This window comes from Arthrobacter sp. AG258 (assembly GCF_004364695.1).
GTDB lineage: Bacteria > Actinomycetota > Actinomycetes > Actinomycetales > Micrococcaceae > Arthrobacter.
Window position 1 is genome coordinate 538,845 of the sequence record NZ_SOBI01000003.1, and the last position, 25,067, is coordinate 563,911.

21 protein-coding genes are annotated in these 25,067 nt (G+C 67.7%); 7 read left to right on the forward strand and 14 right to left on the reverse strand.

The features are described 5' to 3' along the window. Positions 1–8 precede the first annotated feature (8 nt). The 3 genes from DFO47_RS08915 to DFO47_RS08925 form a co-directional block, all read right to left on the reverse strand. A complete protein-coding gene (locus tag DFO47_RS08915) occupies positions 9–1,325 on the reverse strand; it encodes a cellulase-like family protein (RefSeq protein WP_133831392.1) in 1,317 nt (438 codons plus the stop codon). Continuing rightward, on the reverse strand, positions 1,322–4,639 hold the full coding sequence (locus tag DFO47_RS08920) for a DUF5107 domain-containing protein (RefSeq protein ID WP_243835401.1): 3,318 nt from the start codon (positions 4,637–4,639) through the stop codon (positions 1,322–1,324). Before DFO47_RS08920 ends, DFO47_RS08915 begins: the two co-directional genes overlap by 4 nt. Before the next feature lie 93 nt (positions 4,640–4,732). Beyond that, positions 4,733–5,119 (reverse strand): YgjV family protein, encoded by a 387-nt coding sequence (locus tag DFO47_RS08925; protein ID WP_018763332.1) that lies wholly within the window; start codon positions 5,117–5,119, stop codon positions 4,733–4,735. A 258-nt stretch (positions 5,120–5,377) separates the two neighbouring features. Between DFO47_RS08925 and DFO47_RS08930 the strand changes: the two genes are divergently transcribed. From DFO47_RS08930 to DFO47_RS08940, 3 genes are all read left to right on the forward strand, one after another. Continuing rightward, positions 5,378–5,827, forward strand: coding sequence for a helix-turn-helix transcriptional regulator (locus DFO47_RS08930; protein ID WP_133831393.1), 450 nt, complete (start codon positions 5,378–5,380; stop codon positions 5,825–5,827). Beyond that, a complete protein-coding gene (locus DFO47_RS08935) occupies positions 5,824–6,243 on the forward strand; it encodes a VOC family protein (RefSeq protein ID WP_018763334.1) in 420 nt (139 codons plus the stop codon). The genes DFO47_RS08930 and DFO47_RS08935 overlap by 4 nt, the downstream gene beginning before the upstream one ends. 131 nt (positions 6,244–6,374) lie before the next feature. After that, on the forward strand, positions 6,375–8,726 hold the full coding sequence (locus tag DFO47_RS08940) for an excinuclease ABC subunit UvrA (RefSeq protein WP_133831464.1): 2,352 nt from the start codon (positions 6,375–6,377) through the stop codon (positions 8,724–8,726). Positions 8,727–8,808: 82 nt separating this feature from the next. Here the strand turns inward: DFO47_RS08940 and DFO47_RS08945 are convergent, their stop codons facing one another. After that, a complete protein-coding gene (locus DFO47_RS08945) occupies positions 8,809–9,780 on the reverse strand; it encodes an alpha/beta hydrolase (protein WP_133831394.1) in 972 nt (323 codons plus the stop codon). Between the two features lie 56 nt (positions 9,781–9,836). On the opposite strand from DFO47_RS08945, the gene DFO47_RS08950 reads away from it, so the two are divergent. Next, the gene (locus DFO47_RS08950; RefSeq protein ID WP_133831395.1) at positions 9,837–10,409 is read left to right on the forward strand and encodes an MOSC domain-containing protein; all 573 of its coding nucleotides are present in this window, start codon (positions 9,837–9,839) and stop codon (positions 10,407–10,409) included. 126 nt (positions 10,410–10,535) lie between these two features. Here the strand turns inward: DFO47_RS08950 and DFO47_RS08955 are convergent, their stop codons facing one another. The 3 genes from DFO47_RS08955 to DFO47_RS08965 all read right to left on the reverse strand — a co-directional run bounded on the left by DFO47_RS08955 (position 10,536) and on the right by DFO47_RS08965 (position 13,305). Next, entirely contained in the window at positions 10,536–11,894 is a 1,359-nt protein-coding gene (locus tag DFO47_RS08955; RefSeq protein WP_133831396.1) for an MFS transporter, read from the reverse strand. 200 nt (positions 11,895–12,094) lie between these two features. Then, the gene (locus DFO47_RS08960; RefSeq protein ID WP_133831397.1) at positions 12,095–12,967 is read right to left on the reverse strand and encodes an NAD(P)-dependent oxidoreductase; all 873 of its coding nucleotides are present in this window, start codon (positions 12,965–12,967) and stop codon (positions 12,095–12,097) included. A gap of 134 nt (positions 12,968–13,101) precedes the next feature. After that, positions 13,102–13,305, reverse strand: coding sequence for a hypothetical protein (locus tag DFO47_RS08965; protein ID WP_018763349.1), 204 nt, complete (start codon positions 13,303–13,305; stop codon positions 13,102–13,104). Positions 13,306–13,559: 254 nt separating this feature from the next. On the opposite strand from DFO47_RS08965, the gene DFO47_RS08970 reads away from it, so the two are divergent. Both DFO47_RS08970 and DFO47_RS08975 read left to right on the forward strand, forming a co-directional pair. Continuing rightward, the gene (locus tag DFO47_RS08970) at positions 13,560–14,954 is read left to right on the forward strand and encodes a glycosyltransferase family 87 protein (protein WP_243835403.1); all 1,395 of its coding nucleotides are present in this window, start codon (positions 13,560–13,562) and stop codon (positions 14,952–14,954) included. A 28-nt stretch (positions 14,955–14,982) separates the two neighbouring features. After that, complete coding sequence (locus tag DFO47_RS08975) at positions 14,983–16,239, forward strand: glycosyltransferase 87 family protein (protein ID WP_133831398.1); 1,257 nt, start codon at positions 14,983–14,985, stop codon at positions 16,237–16,239. Here DFO47_RS08975 and mptB read toward each other — a convergent pair. Then, the gene (gene mptB / locus DFO47_RS08980; RefSeq protein ID WP_018763352.1) at positions 16,236–17,852 is read right to left on the reverse strand and encodes a polyprenol phosphomannose-dependent alpha 1,6 mannosyltransferase MptB; all 1,617 of its coding nucleotides are present in this window, start codon (positions 17,850–17,852) and stop codon (positions 16,236–16,238) included. The genes DFO47_RS08975 and mptB overlap by 4 nt on opposite strands. An 86-nt stretch (positions 17,853–17,938) precedes the next feature. Continuing rightward, positions 17,939–18,349: a MerR family transcriptional regulator gene (locus tag DFO47_RS08985; RefSeq protein WP_026265034.1), complete on the reverse strand. Its 411-nt coding sequence runs from the start codon at positions 18,347–18,349 to the stop codon at positions 17,939–17,941. 196 nt (positions 18,350–18,545) lie between these two features. Here DFO47_RS08985 and DFO47_RS08990 point away from each other — a divergent pair, with 196 nt between their 5' ends. Then, positions 18,546–20,045 carry a SulP family inorganic anion transporter gene (locus DFO47_RS08990; protein WP_133831399.1) on the forward strand — a complete coding sequence of 500 codons (1,500 nt, stop codon included), beginning with the start codon at positions 18,546–18,548 and terminating at the stop codon, positions 20,043–20,045. A gap of 80 nt (positions 20,046–20,125) precedes the next feature. On the opposite strand, the gene DFO47_RS08995 is transcribed toward DFO47_RS08990, so the two are convergent. The 5 genes from DFO47_RS08995 to DFO47_RS09015 form a co-directional block, all read right to left on the reverse strand. After that, positions 20,126–21,247, reverse strand: a complete 1,122-nt coding sequence (locus DFO47_RS08995; RefSeq protein WP_133831400.1) for an FAD-binding oxidoreductase — start codon at positions 21,245–21,247, stop codon at positions 20,126–20,128. Between the two features lie 80 nt (positions 21,248–21,327). Continuing rightward, positions 21,328–22,371 carry a Gfo/Idh/MocA family oxidoreductase gene (locus DFO47_RS09000; protein ID WP_133831401.1) on the reverse strand — a complete coding sequence of 348 codons (1,044 nt, stop codon included), beginning with the start codon at positions 22,369–22,371 and terminating at the stop codon, positions 21,328–21,330. Then, entirely contained in the window at positions 22,371–23,153 is a 783-nt protein-coding gene (locus tag DFO47_RS09005) for an amino acid ABC transporter ATP-binding protein (protein ID WP_133831402.1), read from the reverse strand. Before DFO47_RS09005 ends, DFO47_RS09000 begins: the two co-directional genes overlap by 1 nt. Next, positions 23,150–23,938, reverse strand: coding sequence for an amino acid ABC transporter permease (locus DFO47_RS09010; protein WP_018770382.1), 789 nt, complete (start codon positions 23,936–23,938; stop codon positions 23,150–23,152). Before DFO47_RS09010 ends, DFO47_RS09005 begins: the two co-directional genes overlap by 4 nt. Positions 23,939–24,047: 109 nt before the next feature. Then, positions 24,048–24,905 (reverse strand): ABC transporter substrate-binding protein, encoded by an 858-nt coding sequence (locus DFO47_RS09015; RefSeq protein ID WP_133831403.1) that lies wholly within the window; start codon positions 24,903–24,905, stop codon positions 24,048–24,050. Positions 24,906–25,067: the final 162 nt, after the last annotated feature.

The window sequence follows — 25,067 nt, forward strand, 5'->3', positions numbered from 1 at the left end:
CGGATCTTTCAGGTCACGGGTGCGGTACGGATCAGGTGGTTCATGCGGCGCTGCCAGTCTTCGTCAGCCCACAGGGGGTGGTGCGGCGCAGCGTTGGAGCACAGCACCATGCCCCACACGCCGTGCTCCAGGGCGGTGCGGATGGCGTGTTCGGCGAGGTCGCGGCCCACCGGCCCCTCCTCGAAGGTGCCCAGCAGCGGTGTGTAGCCGATCCAGCCCTCGCCCACCACCGCGGGAACGTCCTTCCAGCGGGCCCACGCGGCGATGGCGGTCACCCGCGATTCAATCTCGCGCCGCATCACTTCCCGGTAGGGCCCGTATTCGTTGTACAGCCAGGTGTCCCAGGCATCGGGATCGATCCAGTCGTAGCCGTAGAACATCTGGCCGGTGACCACGGTGGCGCGGTACTTCCATTCCGCCAGGCGGCCATACTCCGCGACCGACGGAGCACCAGGCTTCAGCAAAGCCCGCAGTGCCCGGTTGGGAAACCCGCCGCTCCCTTCGGAACGGATGTCGATCTGCTGCTGCAGGGCGTCCAGCACCCCGTAGCTGTACACGTGAAACTGCGCCGCACCCAGGCCATCGGGCAGCGTATGCATGGCAAGGTGTGGCGGCTTGCCGTAGCTGGCCGTGATCAACAGGTCCGGATGCAGCGAGCGCAGCCGCGCCACCTCACCACTGCCGTTGGCGAGCGGCGGGAGGATGGAGAAGTCCACCTCGTTGTGCAGTTCCACCAGGGCGATGCGGTCCCGGTGCCCGGCATCTGACACCTCGCCGATCAGCCGGTCCCAGGCGTCGGCCAGGACACGGTACCGGCCTTCCAGCGGGACGGCGTCGATGGCTTCGAACCATTCCGGCGATTCTGCGAAGGCGGGTGACTGCTGGTACTCCCAGCTGGCCAGGATCACCACCAGCCCGTGCCGGGCGGCGGCCTCGAACAGGTCCAGGAGCCGGGTCCGCAGGTTGATCCGGTACCCGCCGGGAACGTCATACCAGCGGGTCCCCCTGCCGTATATCCCGCCGTCGGGCGCCGTTCCCAGTCCTTCGATCACCAGGTCCTCCGCGAGCGCCTCCAGCCCCAGCCCGCCATGGAGCAGCAGCGGCGCAGCGCAGATGCGGACGGCGTTGTATCCGAGCCCGGCGGCCCGTGCGCAGGCGGCGTCCAGGTCCGCGTAGGGTCCGCCCGCCTCGGCGCGGGTGTACCAGGAGAAGTCCCAGAGGCTGATGGCCAGGCGGGGCGGAAGGTGCGACGGCGGTGCGCCCGTCAGGGAGCGCGTGTCGCCGTGCACCGTGCCGGACCCGAGGTAGCGGGGTTCTTCCGTCACGGGGCACCGGTTCCTTCCAGCTGCGGCTTGCGGGTCAGCAGGCGGCCCCGCCCGGCCAGGTCCCGCAGTGACAGAGCCGCCGTGCGGCGGGATGCAGCGGTGTCGGTGGCGAACAGCAACAGTTCCGGGAGGGATGTGGCGAAGTAGTCGGGCGCGGCGGGGGCGGCTTCGAGTTCGTCGGCCCGTTCCTCCAGCCGGCGCCATACGTCCTCGGCGTCGCCACCCCTGCCCAGGCGGGACATGGCGACGCCGCGCCAGTAGTCGGCCGGGCCGGCCGGGTCGGGTTCAACTGCCACGGCGCCCGCCTGCCGGCAGGCCCGAGTCCAGGCCTCCACCGCGGCCTGAGCGTCCCCGGCACGTTCCAGCGCATCGCCGAGCGCCACGAAGCGTTCAGCCATGCTGTCCCGGGGATGCCGGCCTTCGCCCAGGTTCGCGGGCGCTTCGATGCCCGTGCGCAGCAAGGTGGCGGCCGCCGTCGGGTCCTGCTCCATCAACGTCCGCGCATGCTGCACCGCTGCCCGGTCGTAGGCGGCGAGCACCAGGCCCTCGCCCCCCTCGAACGGCTGGAACGTTCGGGATCCCAGGAGCACCAGGGCTTCCTGCGGCCGCCCCGCGTCGGTCAGCAGGTTGGCGTAGAGAACGGCAAGATCGTCCCGCGCCAGGACGGCCGGTCCATGCTGTTCGATGGCGGCGAGCCGCTCCTCCGCGGGCAGCCCGCGGAGCTCCGACAGGACGGACCGTTCGAAGACGAGCCGCGCGTCATCCGGGCTTAGTTCCAGGGCCCGGGCAAGATACGCATCAGCGGCGGCGGGGTCGCCACCGGTATTAACCGTGGCCAGCGCAGCATTGCGCCACACCACGGGATCGGTGGACCCGTGGATCAACGCCTTCTGCAGGTGGCCCAGCGCATCCTTGGTCCGTTCCGCGTCAAGCAGCCAGCAACCCAGCAGCGCGTGCGCCACGGGATCACGCGGGTCGGCTTCGAGGGCCCGGTGCAGCGCATCGAACTCGTCCAGGCCGTACGGGAAGGCATGGGTGGTGTCCGCCCGCCGCGCCTTTGTCCGTTGCGCGGCAGCCTCCTGCGGGTCCAGCAGTTCTTCCAGCCATCCGGCGCGCAAGTAGTGGCGGATGGGCGCGGGGTTGCCGAAGGCCGGGTCAGCACCCGCGGGCGGCGCGCTTTCGGTCAGGTCCAGGGCGAGCTGCCACTGGCCTGCGCGGGCCAGCCAGCAGGCGACGGCCAGGCCGGTCTTGGGGTCTGCGACGTCAAGGGATCCGGCGAGCGAGAGGGCCACGGGATCGAGTGGATCCGCGGCCAGGATGTCCTGCAGCAGCCGGGCGCTGTCAGCCCTGCGGCCCAAGTTTTCCAGGGCCAGGTACCGGAGATGCCTGGCTTCCGGGCTGGTTGATTCCAGGGCCAGCGCGGCATCGGCATGACGGAGCCCGGTGGCCGGCTCACCTTCCCGGAGGGCCAACCGGGCCAAGGCGAGGCGGGCAGGGTGCGCCCAGGCCCTGTCCCAGGCGGCCTTCCCGAAGCGTTCACGGGCCTCATCGAGCCGGCCCGTTCGTTCCAGGACCAGGCCCAGCCGGTAGCTTGCCTCCCCGCTGGGAGGGTTCAGGTTGCGGCCGGTCAGCCGGTCCAGGGCGGTTTCAAGGAGCTTCCGGGCCCCGGCATAGGCCCCGGTCCGATACTGGGTGGCAGCAAGGGCGGTGGCGGCGCGGGAATCCCCTGGATCCCGGCGGAGCATCTCCTCAAGGTAGGGCTGGGGCCTCCTGGTGGGGTGCCGGTTTTGGGCCAGGTGGGTTGCGGTGACATGGAGCTCGTCAGCGCTTTCGATCTCCCGCGGAGGCGCTGGTTCGGTGGCTGCCCAGGGCTCTGCGGGACGGTCCGTTGGCTGCCGTGGGGTCCAGGAGATGAGTTCCCTGGCGCCGTCCATGACGCTGAGGGCCAGGTCCGTTTCCTCGGCCGGGGCGGGCAGCTGAACCGTGGCGGTGAAGGGCCGGTCCGGGGATAGTCCGGCGGTCCACGTGTGGAGGGTTTCGCCATGCAGGGCCAGGACCACCGTGGCATTTTCCGTATGGCCCGTGCCGGCAACACCCACCGTGGCGGTCCGGCCGGCATCGTCAAGGGTAAGCGCGACGGCGGCCTCCAGGTTCGCCTGGTGCGCCGGGCCGATGTGCCGGATGGGGTACCAGTACTGGCTGAAGGTGCGCATCTCGCCAGGAGCGAGGTAGCTGAAGTCCGGCTGGTTGTCGGTGAAGACGCCGGCCATCAACTCGACGTACGGGCCGTCGTCGTCCGTTAGGTGCTTGTCCCAGGCCTTGCCCACGGAACCGTTCCCCCACGTCCACTGTTTCTTGCCGGGTGCAATGCTGCGGTCCGCCCAATGCACGAAGCCGGCCTTGGCGTCGTGGTCGTATCCGCCGAAGAAGCTGCCAGCCGTGTCTGTGACCATGTAGGACGTGGGGACGGGGATGTTGGCGTAGAAATCGAGCCGGTCGGCATCCGGGGTTCCATGCTGTCCGGCGAGCGCGGGGTAGTCCACGCCGTAGTAGGGCCGGTCGGCGCGGGGGAAGGCCGTGATGGCGCGGCGTGCATGGTCCGCCACGTGGGACACGTCGGTGGGGAAGAAGGACTGGTAGTTCCCGTGCACGCGGGCGGCGGCGTTCGCCCACCACAGGAAGGTTTGGGGCTCGTCCGTACGGTTGTAGAGCCGGGCCTCCACCTCGATGAGGGAGCTGCCTGGCCGGAGGCGGACGCCATGGGTTCCGCGCATCCGCTGCAACGGGTCCAGGTCCGTGTGCCAGGCGGTGACGCTGCCGTCGCCGGCAGGCTCCACGGCGGTTTCCACCGGCAGGAACGTGCCGGGCCGGTGGTGCTGGGGCCAGTTGAATTCCACTCCGCCGGAGATCCAGGGCCCGGCCAGTCCCACCAGCCCGGGCTTGATCACGTTGTTCCGGTAGAAGAAGTCATAGCCTGCGGTCTTGTCATATCCCACGTGGATGCGGCCGCCGATTTCGGGCAGCAGCATCAGGCGGACGTACCGGTTTTCCAGGTGGATGGCCTGCCACAGCCTGGGCTTCTTGTCCGGTTCGATCCTGTCGATGAACGGCATGGGGTACACCTTGCCGCTGGAGCCCTGGTACACCCGCCGGTCAAGGAACAACGGATACCGGTCCGGCTCCCCTGGGGCGTAGGTGTCGATAAGGACGGGTTCGCTCCAGCAGGCCACGCCGCCTGCATCCAGGATGTCCTGCTGGTCCTGCGGCGCATCGGGCAGCACAATCCTGCCCGGCGGGGTAAGTTCGTTGGTCACCCCCCAAGGCTATGAAGGCGCCCTAGGCGGTGGCCATGGCAAAAACGCGCGGTTATATGGACGATCGTGTACGCGGCGTTGGCCCCGATGAGCCTAAAGCGCCAGCCGCGGCCCGTCCCCGGCGGGATGGACCGACGGCATGACCGGCAGGGACCCGGTAAGGGCTTCCACCACAGCGAGCTGGCCGGTGCCGTCCGGAACCCCCGGGTACTGGACCTGCGCCGGTTCGAGGGAGGGGGCCGGGTCTTCCTGCCGCATCCGGACCAGCGCCACCGCGGAGATCAGGAACCAGGCCACGTTCGTGACGACGGACGGCCAGGCCCCGTGCAGGGTTCCGTTAATGATGAAGGCAACGGAACCGAACAGGTTGGCCGTCTGGAAGCCCTTGCCTGCCTTCAGCCAGCCCATGGAAACGGCCAGGTACGCACTGAGTATCGCAACCGCGCCTGCCCAGCCGGCAATTTCCCACAGCAGTTCCATGGCGTCCTTCCAAGGTGGTGCCTGCGCAGTATCCGGGCAGGGCTCAAGATGGTGAATCAAGGGTTGGTTTCGCCGCGTGCCGGACCCGCGGGACCGCTCACATCCAGCTCTGCGTTGCCTCAAGCCCTGTTCGGGCGAGGACCTCATACGCTGGCCGGCGGCATAATCATACCCCGCACCCCGGAGCACTTTTGACGCCCGGTTCCCCGCCGCCGAAGAGGGTGGACAAGACCCCCGCGGCGTAGCACGATCGGAGCTGTGACCAGCAGTCCAGCCGCCGATCCCTACCTCCGGGAACTCACCCAACTCCGCCGCGTCAAGGACCGGATGGACCGGGAGTACGCGCAGCCGCTGGACGTTGAATCCCTCGCCAGGGACGTGCACATGTCCGCGGGCCACTTCAGCCGCCGGTTCAAGCTCGCCTACGGGGAATCCCCGTACAGCTACCTCATGACCCGCCGCATTGAACGCGCCATGGCGCTTCTCCGCATGGGGGACCTCAGCGTGACGGACGTGTGCTTCGCCGTCGGCTGTTCCTCGCTGGGTACCTTCAGCACCCGCTTCAGCGAACTGGTGGGGATGCCGCCCAGCGTCTACAAGCAGGAGGCAGCGAACTCGACGGCGGGGATCCCCGCCTGCGTGGCGAAGCAGGTCACCAGACCGGTCAGGAATCGAGAAGCGCCCGCCCCTGAGCCGTTACTAGCATGACTGCCATGGACATCAACATTTCCTCAACCTTCCTTCCCGCCACCGATCCCGACGCCTCGCTGGCGTTCTACCGCGACGCCCTGGGCTTCGAAATCCGCAACGACGTTGGCCGGGGCACCATGCGGTGGATCACCGTGGGGCCGGCCGGCCAGAAGGACGTCTCCATCGTCCTGCATCCGCCGGCGGTGGACCCCGGCATCACCGACGACGAGCGCCGCACCATCGCCGAAATGATGGCCAAAGGCACCTACGCCACGATCGTCCTCTCGTCTCCGGACGTGGACGCGGCGTTCGCCAAGGTGGAGGCCGCCGGGGCCGACGTCGTGCAGGAACCCATCGACCAGCCCTACGGAGTCCGCGACTGCGCCTTCCGCGACCCGGCCGGCAACACCGTGCGCATCAACCAGCAGCCTTAGGCATATAACCAGCAACGTATAAAACGGACGACGCCGCGGGAGGCTGCCAGCGCAGCCTCCCCGCAGTGCCGCCCAGGACACAGGGGGACACCTTGAGCACCGACACCAGCACCGACGCCGCGCACACCGGAATGCATCTGGCCGACAGCCACGACATCATCCGGGTCCAGGGCGCACGGGAAAACAACCTCAAGGACGTCAGCCTTGAGCTGCCCAAGCGGCGGCTCACCGCGTTCACGGGAGTATCCGGCTCGGGCAAGAGCTCCCTGGTGTTCGCCACCATCGCCGCCGAATCGCAGCGCATGATCAACGAGACCTACAGTGCGTTCGTCCAAGGCTTCATGCCCAGCCTGGCCCGGCCTGATGTGGACCGGCTGGAGGGGCTCACGACGGCGATCATCGTGGACCAGGAGCGGATGGGCGCCAACCCGCGGTCCACCGTGGGCACCGCCACGGATGCCAACGCCATGCTGCGGATCCTGTTCAGCCGGCTGGGCCAGCCCTACGTCGGGCCGCCCACCGCCTTCTCCTTCAATGTGCCCACCCGCAAGGCCAGCGGCGTCATGAGCACCGAAAAGGGGGGCCGGGTGGAAAAGAACGTGGTCCGCCAGGTGACCTACCTCGGCGGCATGTGCCCGAGGTGCGAGGGCATGGGCAACGTCAGCGACATCGACCGGACCGCCCTGTACGACGATTCGAAGTCCCTGGCCGAGGGCGCCCTCACCGTCCCCGGCTACTCCATGGACGGCTGGTACGGCCGGCTGTTCGAGGGTATGGGCCTGCCCATGGACAAACCGATCGCTACGTTCACGGCGAAACAACTGGACACGATGTTGTACGCCGAGCCCACCAAGATCAAGGTGGAGGGCGTCAACCTCACCTTCGAAGGCATCATCCCCAAGATCCAGAAGTCCATGCTGTCCAAGGACGTGGAGGCCATGCAGCCGCACGTGAAGCGGTTCGTGGAACGGGCGGTCACGTTCGCCACCTGCCCGGACTGCGGCGGCACGCGCCTCACGCCGGAGGTGCTCGACTCGCGGATCAACGGCAAGAACATCGCGGACCTGTGCACCATGCAGATCAGCGACCTCGCGCAGTGGATCCGCGGCCTGGACGAGCCCACGGTGCGCCCGCTGCTGGCCGGGCTGCGGGACCTCCTGGATTCCTTCGCGGAGATCGGCCTGGGCTACCTGTCACTGGACCGTCCGGCCGGCACCCTGTCCGGCGGCGAAGCGCAGCGGACCAAGATGATCCGGCACCTGGGCTCGTCCCTCACCGACGTCACCTATGTCTTCGACGAGCCAAGCATCGGCCTGCACCCGCACGACATCGAGCGGATGAACACGCTCCTGCTGCAGTTGCGGGACAAAGGCAACACCGTCCTGGTGGTGGAGCACAAACCGGAGATGATCGCGATCGCCGACCACGTCGTCGACCTCGGTCCGGGCGCCGGTGCCGGCGGTGGTGAGATCGTCTACGAGGGCGACGTCGACGGGTTGCGTGCCAGCGGCACCATCACCGGGCGGCACCTGGGTGACAAGTCCCGGCTGAAGGACTCGGTCCGGGCGGCCCGCGGCGCGCTGGAGGTGCGCGGCGCCTCCACCAACAACCTGCGCGACGTGGACGTCGACGTGCCGCTGGGGGTGCTGTGCGTGGTGACGGGCGTGGCGGGGTCCGGCAAGAGCTCGCTGATCCACGGCTCATTGGCGAAGCGTGACGGGGTGATCGTCATTGACCAGGGCGCCATCAAGGGGTCCCGGCGCAGCAATCCGGCCACCTACACCGGGCTGCTGGAACCCATCCGCAAAGCCTTCGCCAAAGCCAACGGGGTCAAGCCTGCGCTGTTCAGCTCAAACTCCGAGGGCGCCTGCCCCACCTGCAATGGAGCCGGCGTGATCTTCACCGAACTCGGCGTCATGGCCACGGTGGAGTCCACCTGCGAGGAATGTGAGGGCCGCCGGTTCCAGGCCGCCGTCCTGGAGTACACCCTGGGCGGGAAGAATATCGCCGACGTCCTGGACCTGTCCGTGGACGCGGCGCTGGCGTACTTTGCCGACGGCGAGGCCAAAACGCCCGCGGCGCACAAGGTCCTGGAGCGGCTTGCCGACGTCGGGCTGGGCTACATCACCCTGGGCCAGCCACTGACCACGTTGTCCGGCGGCGAGCGCCAGCGGCTCAAGCTCGCCTCGCAGATGGCCGAGGCCGGGGAGATCTACATCCTGGACGAGCCCACGGTGGGCCTGCACCTGGCCGACGTCGAACAGCTCCTTGGCCTGCTGGACCGGCTGGTCGGCTCCGGGAAGTCCGTCATCGTCATCGAGCACCACCAGGCGGTCATGGCGCACGCGGACTGGATCATCGACATCGGCCCGGGAGCCGGGCACGACGGCGGCTCGATCGTTTTTGAGGGTACGCCGGCGGATCTGGTGGCCGGCCGGGCCACGCTCACCGGGCAGCACCTGGCGGCCTACGTCGGAGCTTGATCCGGGCGGTGCCGGCGGTTGCGCCCGCCGGCGGTTGACCCCGGCGCCGGTTGCGCCTGCGGGTGGTTGAGCCTGTCGAAACCTAGTTTCGCTGGAGCTGCCCCAGGAAGGACACGGTAGCTGCAGCGATCTGCTGCTGTGCGGCCTGCCGGCTGATGCCGGGTTCGCCGTCGCCGGGCTGCGCCCCGTAGTCGCCAAAGAACGCGTGCACCCCGCCCTGGACCGCGGCGAACTCCGTATCCACGGGGAGGAGGTCCCGGGATGCCTGAATCTTGGCGGGGGTGCTGAGTCCGTCCTGGCTGCCGGAGACGGACAGGACGGACAGGCCGGTCCGCCCGCGCAGGGATTCGATCGGGTAGGAAGCGTAGAGAACAAGGCCGCTCACATCGGTGTTGGCCAGGGCGAAGGACGATGCTGATACCCCGCCAAGTGAGTGGCCGCCCACCGCCCAGGTCCTGATGTCCGGGTTGTCGGCCATGGCGCTCCTGGCCTGGCTTCCGTCCAGCAGGCTGAGCCCCAGCGGTTCCTTCAGGATGACCACCCGGTACCCGGCCCCCACGGCGGGGGCCAGGATGTCCTGGTACGCCTTGGCGTCCACCCGGGCACCCGGGTAGAAAACCAACCCCTTGGTGGCAGTCCTGCCCTCAGGTGACATGGTGATGGCGGTGGCTGACTCGGTGACGGCGAGGTCCGACGTCGGGCCCGCCTCCGCTGCCTGGCCCGGCTGGTAGGCGAAGGGGCTTAGCCAGGCCAGGCCGGCGGCGAGCGCCAGCACGGCGATCCTGCCCGCCCAGGCGCCGACGGCCCGGACACGGGAGCGGGGCCGCGGAACATCGCGGCGCACCCACAGCAGGATGGCCCAGACGACGCCGGCCGCAGCCGCCACCAGCAGGATGCCCGGCAGCAGGGGGTGTCCGCCCAGGACTGCGGGATTGCCGGCAAGCATCCACGCGGGAACCAGGATGAGGGCGGCGGCACAGGCCACCGACGCCCAGAAGAGGACGGTCCTGTGTCTGGCGGGCAGAACCCGGGCTGCGGTTGGTGAGGTATCCATGGGTCTGATCTTTCCACCGGGCGGCCGGATTGCGGGGAACGGCATACGCTGGCGGTATGGCTGAAAGCTTCCGGTACGACGTCGAGATCCTGCACCTGCTGGTGTCCCCCGCGCACGCCTACTTCGGCCGCGCCCGGGACGGTGCCGCCGATGTTCCGACCGAAGATGCTGCGCAGGCTGAGGTGGTGGCCGGGAAGGGCATCGTGGGTGACCGGTTCTTCGGCAAGGCCGCCCACATGGACGCAGCGGTGACCCTGTTCGCCGTCGAATCCCTTGAGGCCATCGCCGCCGAGCTGGGCGCGCAGCCGTTCGATCCCCTGCTGACCCGGCGGAACGTGGTGCTCCGCGGGGCGCAGCTGGCGCCGCTGCTGGGCCACGATTTTTCGCTGGAGTCCGGCGGGGACGTGGTGGAGTTCCATGGCGGCAGGCATGCCCAGCCCTGCGCGTGGATGGACGGGATGCTCGCCCCGGGCGCCCACCCGGCCATGCGGGGCCGCGGCGGCATCCGGTGCCGCGCCCTGACCGGCGGGTTCCTGCACCGGGGCCCTGCCGTGCTGGCCAGTCCGGTGCCGCTGGATCCGGGCCGGGCCGGGGAGTCGAGTTTCCTGCGGCCGTCGCGGCTTCCCTAGTAACGCGTACGACGGCGTCACGCACGGCACGCTTTCGGCCCGCCATCGGCGGGGAAGCCCCGGAAACCCTGCCCACCGCCGTCGTGCGCTGCCTGAAAGCGTGCCCTGCGTGACGCGGGTGCGGCCTCAGCTGGCTTTTTGCCCCTCGAGGTCCTCAAGCGACTTGCCTTTCGTGTCCGAGGACATCAGGGTGGCCACCGCGGACACGAGGCAGATCCCCAGCGTGGTCAGGCCGATGGTGAGCGGCACGTTGGTGGAACCGGGAGGAGCGATCGCGGTAAAGATGCTCGGGAAGAATGAAGCGATCATCAGCCCGATGTTCTGCGAGACGGCGAAGCCGGTGACCCGGATCCGCATGGGGAACTGCTCCTGGAAGAACGTGGCGAAGGTGGCGTTCCACATCTGGAAGAAGATGCCCTGCACGATCACGACGCACACGAAGACCAGCGGCAGGCTGCCCTGCTGGATCGCCCACAGGTACCCGGTGACCAGTACGCCGCCAATGACCCCGCCGGCCGCCATGAGCATCCGCCGGCCGATCCGGTCGGACAGTGCACCGAAAAACGGGATGGTGATGACGGCAGCAATGTTGGCTACCAGGGTCACCCACAGGAACTCGCTGCTGGAGAAGCCGTTGCCGTAGCCCTTCTGGGTGGCGTAGGAGACGCCGAAGATCAGGGTGGCCATGCCGATCACGTTGGTGAACGTCATGGCGACGCAGCGGACCAGGACGCCGGGGCGGGTGCGGAGGAGTTCGATGAGCGGGAAGCGCTGCTTGGCCGGGGCCGCTCCGGACTGCGCGGCGTACGCAGGGGGTTCGGTCACGCGGCGGCGGATCAGGTACCCGGCCAGGATGACGACGGCGCTGAGCAGGAACGGGATGCGCCAGCCCCAGGAGCTGAACTGGTCCGCCGGGAGGAGGGCGGCGAGCGGGAGGAGGACGGCGGTGGCCAGGATCGAGCCCACCTGGGTGCCCTGCAGGCTGAAGCTGGCGAAGAACCCGCGCTTTGCGTCAGGGGAATGCTCCACGATCATGGCGCTGGCACCGCCCAGTTCACCGGCAACGGCGAAACCCTGGATGAGCCGGAGGATCACCAGCAGAGCGGGCGCCAGGAGGCCCACCTGGCCGTACGTGGGGAGCAGGCCAACAGCGAACGTCGCGAAGCCCATGAGCAGCATCGCGAACACGAGCACTTTCTTGCGGCCGTGCCGGTCACCATAGGCGCCGAGCACCACGGCGCCGATGGGACGGGAGACGTAGCCGACGGCGTAGGTGGCCAGGGAGGCGATGATGGCGACGGTGGGGTTCCCGGACGGGAAGAAGATGGCGGGGAAGACCAGGGTTGCCGCCAGGGAGTACAGCGCAAAGTCGTAGTACTCGAGGGCGCTTCCGATCCAGCCGCTCATCGCGGCCTTCCTGGGGTCCCGAACGCCGGCTCCAGCCCCTTGGCTGGTGAGGGGCGCGCGGGTGGGGGTGGTGCTCATGTGCTTGTCCTTCGTCTTCATTGGCAAGGAACCGGAACCGCTGGTGGGCAATGTTCAGGGTTTGATGTGCTGCGCCGGAGCCGGATCGGGGCAGGAGCGGCAACTCTTGAATCGATTCATCCAATATAGAAGGTGATGCGGACAACGTCAACGGCAAGCGCTATCCCGCGCGGCCGGGGCGCTTTGGAACGGAGCCCCTGCTACCGGCTGGCGTGGTACGCGGCGGCCATGTCCTGCTTGCCGCGGCCCTGGTCAGCCACCCGGTCCAGCCGGGCGGCAGCCGCCTCGGCTCCATCGAGTTTCAGGCCTTCGGCCGCGGCGGCATCGACAATGAGGTGGGCGTCCTTGCGGGCGGTGTCCACGGCGAAGGACGCCGGCTCCAGCCCGTCGTCAAGGATGAGTCCCATCTTGGTGCGCAGGTAGGGCAGGTCCAGCGGACCGCCGTCGAGCACGTTGAGGAACTGCCCGGGATCCACGCCCAGCGCCTGGGCAAGCGCAACCACCTCGCCCGCGGCGTTGGAGGCGGCAATGACCCAGCTGTTGACCACCAGCTTGAGCCGGACGGCCGAACCCTTGGCGGGGTCCTCGCCGGTCCAGAGGGTGCGGACGCCGATGGCATCGAGGACCGGCGCTACGCGGGGGCGGATGGCTTCGGGGCCGGCGGCGAGGACCAGCAGTTGGCCCGCCTCGGCGGGCGCGCGGGTGCCGGAGACAGGTGCTTCCACCAAGTCCAGGCCGAGGTCGGCGGCCAAGGCGGCGAGAGCGGGAACGTCCTGCACTCCCACGGTGGTGGACTGGATCCAGGCCGTGCCGGCGCGGATGCCGGGCGCCGCCTGCCGCATGACCTGCGCCACCGCGGCGGCGTCGTACAGCATGGTGAGGACAACGTCGGCGGCTTCCACCGCGTCGGCGGGGCTGGCCGCCCGCAGGGCACCTTCGGCGGCGAGCGGCTCAGTTTTGGCCGGATCCCGGTTCCACACCGACACCTTGTGGCCGGCCCGGAGGAGGTTGCGCGCCATGGCCGCTCCCATGATTCCGGTCCCCAGCACCGCCACGCTCATCGAGTTATCCATGCGTCTATTCTCCTGACCCTGCCCTGCTCTCAGGGCAGACGAACAGCAGGTACCCATGCCGGGATGAGCCCAAACGCGGGAGAACGCGCGTCACAAACGGGAGCGGCGCCGCTGGATTGGCGGCAAAGAAGCGGCTACCAGGCCTGGTGTTCCCGGGTGAGGCCGAAGGGGACCGCCTCGCTGAGGGCAACGGTGAATTTGTCCACGCCGTGCCGGGTGACGAGGATACCGTGCCGCTTGCCGGTGAGGGCGTGGGCCTTGGCGGCTGCGACGGCGGCGTCGAGTTCGCTGTCCATGCTCTGGCGGTCGGACACGGTCAGGGTCAGGGGGAAGTTCATTGAATGGCGCCTTATGTCTTTCGTGGGGTTGGGGTGGTCATACGACGCCCTGCGCTCCCCCTGGCTGCATAGGCGGTAGGCACTCACGTGCCTCGCACCATGGTGCCTGAGCAAATAAGTGCCAGCAACTTTAGATAAAGGCCGCAGGTCAGGCGCGTGGAGTCCCTGGCTTGTCCTAACAATTGTTGGCGGGGATGCGCCGTGAATTAGAGTTGAACGGGACTGGAACCCGAAATCCAAGGCCTCCAATCTCCATGAGACCCGCTTCGGGGCATGACCCGAGCCATTTTGCGCCGCCGCTGACAGTGCAACGACCTGACAAGGAATCCACCATTTCCACCGACGCTCTCTTCGGCAAACTCACCCGGATCCGCGACGTCATCCTCCCGGCGAGGGTGCGTACGGCGTTGAACAGCGGGCGCGGGCTGCTGGGCGGCTTCATCGTGGTGCACCTGGTCTTCCTGGTGTTCGGCGCATCCTTGTCCCTGCGCGGCGAGGCCTTCAGCGACACCTTCATTTACCGCGAGTGGGCCATGGCCGGCTTCAACGACGCGAACCTCTCCGGCGGGCCCAGCCCCTGGGTCTACCCCATCCTGGCCTTGATCCCCATGGCCATAGCGGGCGTGGCGGGACCGGGTCCGTTCTTCTTCCTCTGGGTCCTCATGACCACGCTCCTCAACGGCTGGGCGCTGCTGAAACTCACGGAGCGGGGCCGCAACACCAACGCCATCCCCGCCGGCTGGTGGTGGCTGGCCTTCACGTTCCTGATGGGCTGGCTGGGATTCGCCCGCGTGGACGGACTCACCGCCCCGCTGGTCCTGGTAGCCCTGGCGTACGGGGTCCAGCGCCCGTTCGTGGCCTCGGTCCTGCTGGCCATCGGCACCTGGGTGAAGGTGTGGCCGGCAGCCATCATGCTGGCCCTCTTCGCGGTGGTAAAAAACCGCCTGCTGGTGTTGCTGGCAGGAATCGCGACGACGGCGGGCGTCGTGGCGCTGGCGGCCGCCCTGGGCAGCGTTCCCAAGCTCCTGAACTTCCTCACGCAGCAGGGCGACCGTGGCATGCAGCTTGAGGCCACCTTCACCACGCCTTGGCTCTGGCTGTCCGTCCTGAACGCGGGCGGTTCCCGGATGTACATGAACACGGACATCAACTCCATGCAGGTGGACGGCCCGGGCACCGCCACCATGTCCTTCCTGATGCAGCCGCTCCTGGTCCTGGCCGCGCTGCTGGTGGCAGGCCTTGCGTTCTGGGCGCTGCACAACGGCAAGCAGCACAAGGTGGCCGGCGGTGTAGACCGCACTGAACTGCTTCTCGCCGGCGCCCTCGCCCTGGCCGCCGCCTTCGTGGTCTTTAACAAGGTGGGCTCCCCGCAGTTCATGGTGTGGCTGGGACCTGCCGTCGCCGTCGGCCTGGCGCACAGCTGGCGCGAATGGCGCGTCCCGGCGGCGATGCTGATCGCCATCGCCGTGGCCACGTACTTCATCTACCCGCTGTTCTACGACGCCCTCAGCCACGACAACCCGTGGATGGCCCTGGTCCTGACCATCCGCAACGTCCTGCTCGTGGTCCTGTTCCTGTGGAGCGTCCGGCGCCTGTACTCCCTGGGCAGGAAGACCGCAGCACCCGCCCCCGCGCTCAAGGAGACCTGAGATTTCCACGAGGTTCTTTGACCGCCTGGTGACGGTCCGCAGCAAAGTCCTCCCGGCCACGGTGGTGGACTGGTTCGCCCGCCCGTCCAGTGTCTGGTGGGGCTTCGCCGTCGTGCACGTGTATTTCCTGGGCTGGATGGCGTCCTTCTTCCTGAACGGCAATACGTTCAGCGACACCGAGCAGTACCGGCAGTGGGCGATGGCCGGCTACAACCCGGCGGACCTGACCGGGAAGATCAGCCCCTGGGTCTACCCGGTGCTGGCGCAGATCCCCATCTTCCTTGCCAACATCGCCGGGCCCGGCCCCTACCTGCTGGTCTGGTTCCTGATCATCACGGCGCTGAACGCCGTCGGACTGCTCTACCTGACCCGCGGACCGCGGACCGTCACCGGTGTTGCCCCGGCCTGGTGGTGGCTGTTCTTCACGGTCTTCATGGGGTACCTCAGCTTTGCCCGGGTGGAAGGGATCACCGCCCCGATCGTCCTGATCGCGCTGCTCTATGTGGCGGAACGGCCCGTGGTGGCAGGCGTCCTGCTCAGCATCGCCACCTGGATCAAGGTGTGGCCCGCAGCCGTGCTGGTGCCCATCGTGATCGCCAGCCACAAGCGTGTCCAGGTGGTGCTCGCCGGCGCCGCCGTGACCGCCGTCGTCGGCCTGGGAACCTGGCTGACCGGCGGCCTGCCGCACATCATGGATTTCCTCACCAACCAGGGCGAGCGCGGCATGCAGCTCGAGGCCACGTTCTCCACCCCCTGGGTGTGGCTCAGCGTCTTCCACATTGCCGGCTCGAAAATGGCGGACAACACCGCCATCAACTCCACCGAGGTCTACGGGCCGGGGGCCGACGTGGCCGCGTTCCTGATGCAGCCGCTGCTCATCCTCGCCGCCCTTGGCGCTGCCATCCTGCTGGTGCGTGCCCTGCGGCGCGGCGCCGAGCGGGAAGAATTGTTCCTCGAAGGCGCCCTGATGATGGTCACCGCGTTCATCGTCTTCAACAAGGTGGGCTCCCCGCAGTTCATCATCTGGCTGGCACCGGTGATCATCGCCGGCCTCACCCACGACTGGGAGCGTTGGAAGGTCCCGGCAGCGTTGCTGATGGGCATCGCCATGACCACCTTCGTGATCTACCCGCTGTTCTACACGCCGCTCATCCACGCCCACCCGGTCATGGCGGCCATCCTCACCACCCGCAACGTGCTCCTGGTGGTGCTGCTGTGGTGGTCGGTGAAGCGCACCGCGGAGCTGGGCCGGATAACCGCCGCGCAGGTACCGGCAGGAGCCTAGGGCGCCTCGGAGCGGTCGACGGCGGCGCGGGCTTCAGCCCGTCGCGCAGCCCGACGTTCCACCGCCCACGTCCACGCCCGCCGCGCCACATCCAGCGGCCTGCCTTCGATCAGCAGTTTCCGGGTGTGGACATCCAGGACCAGCAGGTAGAACGTGAAGGCCAGGGCGGTGAAGAATGCCAGGGACGAGGCGTCGATGGGCAGCTCCACGAAGGACCAGACCGAAAGCTGGTCCTGGGCGCCGAACACCACGAAGAACGTCACGCCCACGTACAGCGAGCGGATCTGCCAGTCGTCCCGGATGCCGGTGACGGCCAGGAACGGCAGGAACCACAGGATGTACCACGGCTGGATGATGGGGGAAAGCATCACGACGGCGGTGAACGCCAGGGCCATCCGCCGCACCGCCCGCGAGTAGTCGCCGCGGAACATCAGCAGCAGGACCAGCCCGATGGCCGCCCACTTCATGCCGGTCCGCAGCAGGGTGGCCAAGGTTCCTCCCGGCAGGCCCAGGGCGTTGGCCAGCATCTCCACCTGCTGGCCCAGGAAGCCGGAGGGGGAATAGCCCGTATAGCCGGGGGTGGGGTCCATGATGGCCCAGGTCCAGCCGATGCCCAGGTTGAACGGGATGCCGCTGAGAGCCAGGACGCCAAAACTGATGCCCGCCGTGGCCGCCCACATGAGGAACTTCCGCGGCCAGGTGGCGCCCGGGCCGGCCCACATCAGGCCGATGAACGGCAGCAGCAGCACCGTGATGGGCTTGATGCCGATTGAAGCGGTCACCAGGAGGATGCCCAGGAGGTAGCGGCGGGTGGCGGCCAGGTACACGCCGGCGACGGCGAGCCCCACCATGAGCGCGTCGTTGTGCGCGCTGGCGATGAAGCTGATGAGGAACAGCGGGTTCGCCACGGAGACCCAGAGTGCGCGCGCCCCGTTGATGCCGTGCAGCTCGGCGAGCTTGGGCACGTAGATGACGCAGAGCAGCACACCGACGCCGGCCAGCAGGCGGAACAGCAGGACGGATGCGTCCGGTTGGGCACCGGTCAGTCCCACCACCCCGCGGGCCAGCCACAGGAAGTAGGGGCCGTAGGGTGTCCGGTTTTCCGCCCAGGCGGGGTCGGCGCCAAGCGCGAACCAGTTGTTGAGGGTGGAGATGCCAACCTCGTAGGGGTTTTGGCCTTCCATCACCAGCCGGCCCTGGCCCGTGTAGGCGTAGACGTCGCGGGAGAAGACCGGGACACAGAACAGCAAGGGCAACGACCAGGCGGAGATGGCCACCACCACGGACCGCAGCGACGAATGGCCCCAGTCCCCCAGCCGCTGGCCCAGCCGGAGCCAGGAGCGCATCAGCAGCATGGCCCCGGCGGTCAACAGGACGGTGGAGACCGCCACTCCCCACCCCTCGGTGCGGAGCGCGATCACCACGGGCTGGCGGATCATGGGCGAGCCGTTGGCAATCCAACCCGTGCCGATCGAACCGACGAACATCATCAGGGCGCCGATGAAACCTTCAATGGTTGCCAGGTAGGCGCGGCCCTTGGCAGGCACGGAAGCATCGGCCGGTTCGCCCGGCCGGCTGTCCGATGTCCTGAGGTGTGACCCGCCTGCCGTCATGATGTGTGTGGTCCCCTACCTTGTTACGGCCCTGGCTCAACCAGCTTCAAGGCCGCCCTGCAACCCGGCCATTTTATCAGCCATGCTTATTGCTGCCCCGGGCCATCCTGCCGGGCACGAAGCAGCGCAAGGAATTCGTCGGCCATGCCAAGTTGTTCCTCCAGCTTGGCCCGGCGCCGGGCAGCCTCCTCGATGAATTCGTTCAGTTCGGACCTGACACTTGCGTCCTCCACGCCCGGTTCGGCCGCCTCCAGCGCGTCGATGACCCGCAAGAGGCCGGACATGGCCTCGAGCGTGAACCCCAGTGGCTTCATCCGGCGGATCAGGAGCAGGCGCGTGAAGTCACGCTCGGTGTACAGGCGGAACCCGCCTTCGGTGCGCCCCGACGGTTTGAGCAGCCCAACCTCGTCGTAGTGGCGGATGGTCCGTAACGACATTTGGGAACGGTCGGCCAGTTCCCCGATATGCATCGTGGCCACCACTTCTTCAGCGGTCATTTCGTTCACCATCACGTCACCAATCCGGCTCAACCCTCACGTTAGGGTAGTGTTGCAGATGCAGCCGAGAGTTCCCGGCGCATTCTCTCTCCATCCCCATTGTCTTCCATGACCGGGCTGGACCCGTGCGCACCGTGGCGCGCAAAACGTTGACCACCCACCCTCCCCTGAGGGCCCACGTCCCTGGAGCCGCCCCTTGTCCATCGCCGACAATCCCCGCCTTCTTCGGAAGCCGGTCACGGTCCTGACCGCGCTGCGCTCCCCGCGGCAGCTTTCCCGCGAGGTCCTTGCCGGCATGGTGACCACCCTTGCGCTGGTCCCTGAAGTCATATCGTTTTCGATCGTCGCCGGTGTCGATCCAATGGTCAGCCTGGTAGCCTCCATCGTGCTGGCCCTGACCATGTCGGTCCTCGGCGGCCGGCCGGGCGTGGTGACGGCGGCGGCGGGCTCCGTGGCATTGGTGATCGCGCCGCTGGTCCACGAGCACGGCGTCGAGTATGTCCTGCCCACGGTGCTCCTCGCCGGCGTCATCCAGATCGTCTTCGGCCTGGCCGGACTGGCCCGGCTGATGCGGTTCATCCCGCGTTCGGTGATGATCGGCTTCGTCAACGCCCTGGGCGTGCTGATCTTCATGGCACAGGTACCGCACGTCCTCAATGTCCCCTGGCTCGCCTACGTCCTGTTCGGCCTGACGTTCGCGATCATCTTCATCCTCCCGCGCTTCACCAAGGCGGTCCCGTCGCCGCTGGTGGCGATCGTCGTCGTCACCGCCATCGCCATCATCGCCGGCCTCGCCGTTCCGAACGTCGCGGACGAGGGCCCGCTCACCGGCAAGATGCCCGGGATCACCCCGTTCCTGTTCCCGGTGAGTGTTGAGACCTTCCAGCTGATCCTGCCTACCGCGCTGAGCGTGGCGTTCGTGGGGCTCATGGAAACGCTCCTCACCGCAAAACTCGTGGACGACATCACGGACACCCCGTCGCACAAGGGCCGCGAGTCCTGGGCCCTGGGCGTCTCGAACATCTTCTCCGGCCTCTATGGCGGCATCGCCGGCTGCGCCATGATCGGCCAGACCGTCCTTAACGTAAAGACCGGACAGGCCCGCACCCGCATTTCGACATTCGTGGCGGGGATCTTCCTTTTGGCCCTGGTGACGGGGCTCAGCTCGATCATGGGACAGATCCCCATGGTGGCACTGGCGGCCGTGATGATGGTGGTCGCCGTGACCACTGTGGACTGGCACAGCGTCAAACCGTCCACGCTGAAGCGGATGCCGGTCCCCGAGACGCTCGTCATGGGTGTCACGGTCGCCGTCGTGGTCCTGACCGGAAATCTCGCGTACGGGGTTCTCGTGGGCGTCATCCTCGCGATGGTGCTGTTCGCACGCCGCGTGGCCCACGTCATCACCGTTGAGCGGACCTTGGCGGTCGACGGCGGGAGCGTCCGCTACGAGGTGGTGGGGCCATTGTTCTTCGGCAGCAGCAATGACCTCGTGGAGCACTTCGCCTACGCCGACGACCCCGCCTCCGTGACCATTGACCTCAGCCGGGCCCAAATCTGGGACGCTTCAACCGTTGCCGCCCTGGACTCGATCGAGACGAAGTACGCGGATCATGGCGCCGAAGTGGCAATCGAAGGCCTGGACGAGCGCAGCACCGGGTTCCACCGCCGCCTCACGGGGCATTTGGGCGCCTGATTCCGGACGGCATCCGGTCCGGCAGGCACAGGAAAAGGGGCGGAGCCGCACTCAGCACGGCCCCGCCCCTTGGACCCGGCCTAGGAGAAGCGTCCCGGCCGGAAGGTGGCCAGCATGGGGTGCTTCCTGCCGGTCAGGATTTCCCCGGCCAGGAGCTCACCGGCAATGAGTCCCAGCGTGGCGCCGGAGTGCGTGAAGGCAACGAAGCATCCGGGCACCTGGCCCAGTTCGCCGAGGACGGGTTCGCCGTCCCCGGGAATGGGCTTGTAGCCCATCTTCCAGGAGGCGGGCTTGAGTTCCGGATTGCCGGCAACAAGCTTCGATGCCTCATCGGCCAGTTCCTGGACCACCTCATCGGGGATGCTGAAGGAGCCGTCCGCGTGCTCGGTAATGCGTTCCTCGTACCAGTCGTGGTCCAGGGCAAAAGTCCCGCCCGGGTTGGGCCGCAAGGCTGCGCGCGGGGTGTTCATCACCGCGGCCACATCGTGCTGCACCTGCTTGGTCACCACCAGCATGGACACGGGAGAGCCGTTCGGGATGTGCACTCCCAGGGGTTCGACGACGGCGGGCGTCGCTGCGCCGCAAGCCACCAGCACGGCGTCGGCCGGGTATGTCCCGCCCGACGCTGTCTCCACGCCGGAGGTGCGGCCGCCTTCCACCATGACGGTGGCTTTTCCGGCGTTCAGGACCAATTCGCCGCCGCGGGCGTGGAACTCCTCCATGAGGAAGTCGATCAGGTCCGGCAGGCTCACCCAGCCCTCGCCGGGATTGAAGATGGCATTCTCCGGCACGGCGTCCGCATCAATGCCGGGGGTGGTGGCTGCGATATGGCTGGGGGCGAGAAGCCGGGAGTCGTAGCCGATGGACTTTTCGTAGGCGTGCCGGCCCGCGGTGGCCTCGCCCTGCCCGGCAGCATTCCACATCAGGCCGCCGCCAAACTGCAGCCAGTCGCGGCTGGGGTCCGAGGCGAAGAGGGTGCGGTAGCGGTCAACACCGGCCACCCGCAGCTGGTGGTACGGGGTGGACCGTTCGCCGGCGGAGTTGAGCCAGGACAGCGAACGGCCGCTGGCCTCGCTGGCGAGCCCGCGCTCGGTCAGCAGGATCACGGACGCTCCCTCGCGGAGCAGGTGCACTGCGGTGGAGACCCCGAGGATGCCGCCGCCGATGACGGCAACGCGCTTGGTGGCTGGAAGAGAGGACATGGTGTCCCTTTCTGTGGAATTCGTGGTTGCGGAAGACGCTGACGATGCGTCAGGGAAAGCAGGGGAAGTTAGGTGTGGCGTTAGGCCAGGGCGTGGATGCCCTCGATGACCTTCAACACCTCAAGCGGTTCGGCGGGATCCACCGGCAGCGGCCCGTTCCCGCGCAGGGCTGTGGCCAACCGGACGTAGAACTGCGGGTAGGCGCCGCGTTCGGCGCGGACCGGCGCGGTTGCCCCGTCCACCCCCAGGAGCCCCCAACGCTCCTGGGATTCCACGCCATAGGCGGGGTCCGACGGCGGCATCCCGGCAGCGAGGGCAGGTTCCTGTCCGTCCAGGCCCCACTTGGTGTAGCCGGCGCGGGAACCGAGGACGTGGAACCGCGGCCCGGCCTGGGCGGCCATGCCGTTCATCCAGAGCCGCGTGCGGACGCCGGAGGCGTGCAGCAACGACACGAAGGCTTCGGTATCCGCCGCGTCCGGATGCGGACCGCGATTGGCAGTCTCGCCGTAGCTCCGTTCCACCGGGCCGAAAAGGTGGATGGCCTGGTCGACCAGGTGCGCGCCGAGGTCGTGCAGGATGCCGCCGCCCTCGGAAAGGGACACCGTGTCACGCCAGTTGCCGAAGCCTTCGGGCCGCCACCATTCGAACCGCGATTCGAAGCTGGTGATCCTGCCAAGGCCTCCGGACGCCAACACTTTCTGGAGGGTGAGGAAGTCTGCATCCCACCGGCGGTTCTGGAACACCGTCAGCTGCACCCCGCCGTCGGCCGCCCTGCTGATCAGCTCCGCGCCCAAGGCGGAGGTGGGGACGAAAGGCTTGTCCACCACCACGTGCAGGCCGTGGGCGATGGCTGTCGCGGCCAGGCCGTAGTGCGTGTGCGGCGGGGTTCCCAGGATGACGAGGTCCAGGTCCGCTGCCAGGGCGAACAGCTCCTCCGGGGTGCCGGCAATCCGTGCCTGCGGATAGAGGCGTGCCGCCTCCGCCGCACGGTCCGGCTGGGCCGTGACGATGACGTCCAGCGAGAAGTCCGGGTTGGCCGCGACCAGGGGCGCGTGGAAGACCTTGCCGGAGATTCCAAAGCCGACGACGGCGGTCCGGATGGGTGCCGCTGCAACCGCACCCATCAGAGCACCTCGGAAAGGAAGCGCTGGAGGCGTTCGCTGCGGGGGTTGTCGAAGAGTTGTGCGGGCGTCCCGGCCTCCACCACTTCGCCTTCATCCATGAAGACCACTTGGTCTGCCACTTTCCGGGCGAAGCCCATTTCGTGGGTGACGACGAGCATGGTCATGCCGCGGCGGCCCAGGCCGGCCATGAGGTTCAGGACGCCTTTGACCAGTTCGGGGTCCAGGGCGCTGGTGGCCTCGTCGAAGAGCATCACTTCGGGTTCCATGGCCAGGGCGCGGGCGATGGCGACTCGTTGTTGCTGGCCGCCGGAGAGGTCACGGGGGCGGTGGTCGGCACGTTCGGCGAGGCCAACCTCGGCGAGCCGTTGGCGGGCGCGTTCCATGGCCTGGGCCTTGGGCATGCCTTTGACACTCCAGAGGGCGAGTGCCACGTTTTCCTCGGCAGTGTGGTCCGGGAAGAGGTTGAAGTGCTGGAACACCATGCCGATGCGGGTGCGGAGGGTGTCCGGGTTGACGGTCAGGGTGCTGTCGCCCGCGAGCAGGACGTTTCCGCTTTTAGGTTCGTGCAGCCGGTTGACACCGCGCAGCAAGGTGGATTTGCCGGATCCCGAGGGGCCGATGATGCAGGTGGTGGTGCCCGGCGCCACGGTGAGGCTGACGTTGCGCAGTACCTCGATGTCGCCGTACGCCATGGTGAGGTTGCGCAGTTCCAGGCATGAGCCGCGGAACGACTGCGCCTCAGGGGTGGCGGTATTCATGGTGGTGGGGGTGGGGGTGTTCATGTGTTGCTCCCGGCTGTGAGCGGCGAGGCCGCGTCGAGTTCCTTGACTTCCTTCAGTCCGCTGGTGGGTGGTGCGGCGCGGCGGCGGCCGGTGCGGAACTTGTTGTCGAAGTGGTTCACCAGGTGCGTCAGCGGGACGGTGATCACCAGGTAGAGGAGGCCGGCGGCCACCAGGGGTGAAAGGTTCCCGGACAGCACGGCGGCGTCCTGGCCCACCCGGAAGAGTTCGCGTTCGGTGACCAGCAGGCCCAGGAAGTACACCAGGGAGGAGTCCTTGACGATGGCGATGAACTGGTTCACCAGCGCAGGGAGGACCCGGCGGACACCTTGGGGCACCACCACCAGGGCCATGGACTTGGCGTAGCTCATGCCCAGTGCACGGCAGGCCTCGCCTTGGCCCTTGTCCACGCTGAGGATCCCGGCGCGGAAGATCTCCCCAATGTAGGCGCTGGCGATGAGGCTCAGCGCGATGATTCCCAGCGGGTAGGGGGACGGGCCGAAGATCGACTGGCTCAGGCGGGCAAAGCCCTGGCCAATCAGCAGGATGGTGAGGATGGCGGGCAGGCCGCGGAAAAGGTCCGTGTAGATCCTGGCCGGGACGCGCAGCCACTTGGACGGTGAAATGCCCATGACGGCCACCACCATTCCCAGCACCGTGCCAAGGACGGTGGCGGCAATGGAGATGATCAGCGTGTTCAGCAGGCCGACCGCCAGGAGTTGGGGCAGGACCTCGGCCATAGCGCCGAAGTCAAAGAAGGTACGGATGATGGTGTTGAGCCAGTCCATGGTTGCTCTCAGACGTAGATGATGGGGAGGTGCCGGGCAGGCCGCGTAAGGCGGCCCGCCCGGCCAGGTGGCCCGAAGGCCTGCCAGCCCGGCAAATGATGCTTGGGGCTTACTTGCTTGGCGAGGGTGATGCGGCCTGCTCAGCCTTGGGCAGGTACTGCTCGGGCATCGGTGAGCCCGGGAACCACTTCTGGTAGAGCTTCTTCCAGGTGCCGTCTTCCATGGCTGCGGCCAGGCCCTTGTTCAGGGCTTCCTTGAAGGCCGTCTTGCCCTTGGCCACTGCGAACCCGGCAGGGGCATCGAAGGACGGGATGTCCGCGGCGCTGACCAGGCCGTGCTGCTCCTCATAGGCCTTGGTGGCCTCATAGTCCAGGAAGTGCGCGTCCACGGTTCCGCTGTTCACGGCGGCGATGGCGGTGTTGTTGTCAGGGAAGCGGACCAGGCTGGCCGAGGTGAAGTTCTTTACCGCATAGGCTTCCTGCAGGGTTCCCTGGACCACGCCCAGGCGTTTGCCGGCCAGCCCGTCGGCGCTGGTGATGCCGGAGGTCTTGGTGGTGATGACCGTGAGGTAGCCGGCCAGGTAACCGTCCGAGAAGTCCACGGTTTCTTTCCGCTTGTCGGTGATGCCGATGGCGGCGACACCGGCGTCAAACTGTCCGTTGGCCACAGCGGCGAGGAGGCCCGAGAAGTCCTGCCCGGTGAAGACTACGTTGTCCACACCGGCCCGGTGGGCCACGTCCTTGAAGAGTTCGACGTCGAAGCCGGTGAAGTTTCCGGAGGCATCGGCGAACGTGTACGGCTTTGAGTCACCGAGGCTTGCCACCCGGATGGTGCCGGGCTGGATCAGTCCGTAGGGGTTGTTTTCGGTGGTGGAGGCGGCCGAGGTGGAGCCGCAGCCGGAAAGTGCCAGGACCGCGGCCAGGGCTGCTGCGGCAAATCCGGCAGGTCGGAGGTTCTTTTTCTTCACAGCGTTGTCCAATCGTTGGTGGGAAGGCGGTGCTGTCAGGGCCGCCGAAGAAAGTCGCCGATGGTCTTGTTGAGTCCGGTCTCACACCATAAGATTGAGACCGGACTCACATCGATGGATAGAAATGTAGCTGAAGTCACAGGGGGCGTCAACACCCCCTCG

Bases quoted from the DNA above. Each gene is read 5' to 3' on its own strand.
- DFO47_RS08950 (WP_133831395.1), top strand. From the start codon at position 9,837: ATGGCTGAAAGCTTCCGGTACGACGTCGAGATCCTGCACCTGCTGGTG.
- DFO47_RS08960 (WP_133831397.1), bottom strand. From the start codon at position 12,967: ATGGATAACTCGATGAGCGTGGCGGTGCTGGGGACCGGAATCATGGGA.
- DFO47_RS08940 (WP_133831464.1), top strand. From the start codon at position 6,375: ATGCATCTGGCCGACAGCCACGACATCATCCGGGTCCAGGGCGCACGG.
- DFO47_RS08970 (WP_243835403.1), top strand. From the start codon at position 13,560: ATGAGACCCGCTTCGGGGCATGACCCGAGCCATTTTGCGCCGCCGCTG.
- DFO47_RS09000 (WP_133831401.1), bottom strand. From the start codon at position 22,371: ATGGGTGCGGTTGCAGCGGCACCCATCCGGACCGCCGTCGTCGGCTTT.
- mptB (WP_018763352.1), bottom strand. From the start codon at position 17,852: ATGACGGCAGGCGGGTCACACCTCAGGACATCGGACAGCCGGCCGGGC.
- DFO47_RS08935 (WP_018763334.1), top strand. From the start codon at position 5,824: ATGACTGCCATGGACATCAACATTTCCTCAACCTTCCTTCCCGCCACC.
- DFO47_RS08945 (WP_133831394.1), bottom strand. From the start codon at position 9,780: ATGGATACCTCACCAACCGCAGCCCGGGTTCTGCCCGCCAGACACAGG.
- DFO47_RS08985 (WP_026265034.1), bottom strand. From the start codon at position 18,349: ATGACCGCTGAAGAAGTGGTGGCCACGATGCATATCGGGGAACTGGCC.
- DFO47_RS08965 (WP_018763349.1), bottom strand. From the start codon at position 13,305: ATGAACTTCCCCCTGACCCTGACCGTGTCCGACCGCCAGAGCATGGAC.
- DFO47_RS09010 (WP_018770382.1), bottom strand. From the start codon at position 23,938: ATGGACTGGCTCAACACCATCATCCGTACCTTCTTTGACTTCGGCGCT.
- DFO47_RS08955 (WP_133831396.1), bottom strand. From the start codon at position 11,894: ATGAGCACCACCCCCACCCGCGCGCCCCTCACCAGCCAAGGGGCTGGA.
- DFO47_RS09005 (WP_133831402.1), bottom strand. From the start codon at position 23,153: ATGAACACCCCCACCCCCACCACCATGAATACCGCCACCCCTGAGGCG.
- DFO47_RS08995 (WP_133831400.1), bottom strand. From the start codon at position 21,247: ATGTCCTCTCTTCCAGCCACCAAGCGCGTTGCCGTCATCGGCGGCGGC.
- DFO47_RS08925 (WP_018763332.1), bottom strand. From the start codon at position 5,119: ATGGAACTGCTGTGGGAAATTGCCGGCTGGGCAGGCGCGGTTGCGATA.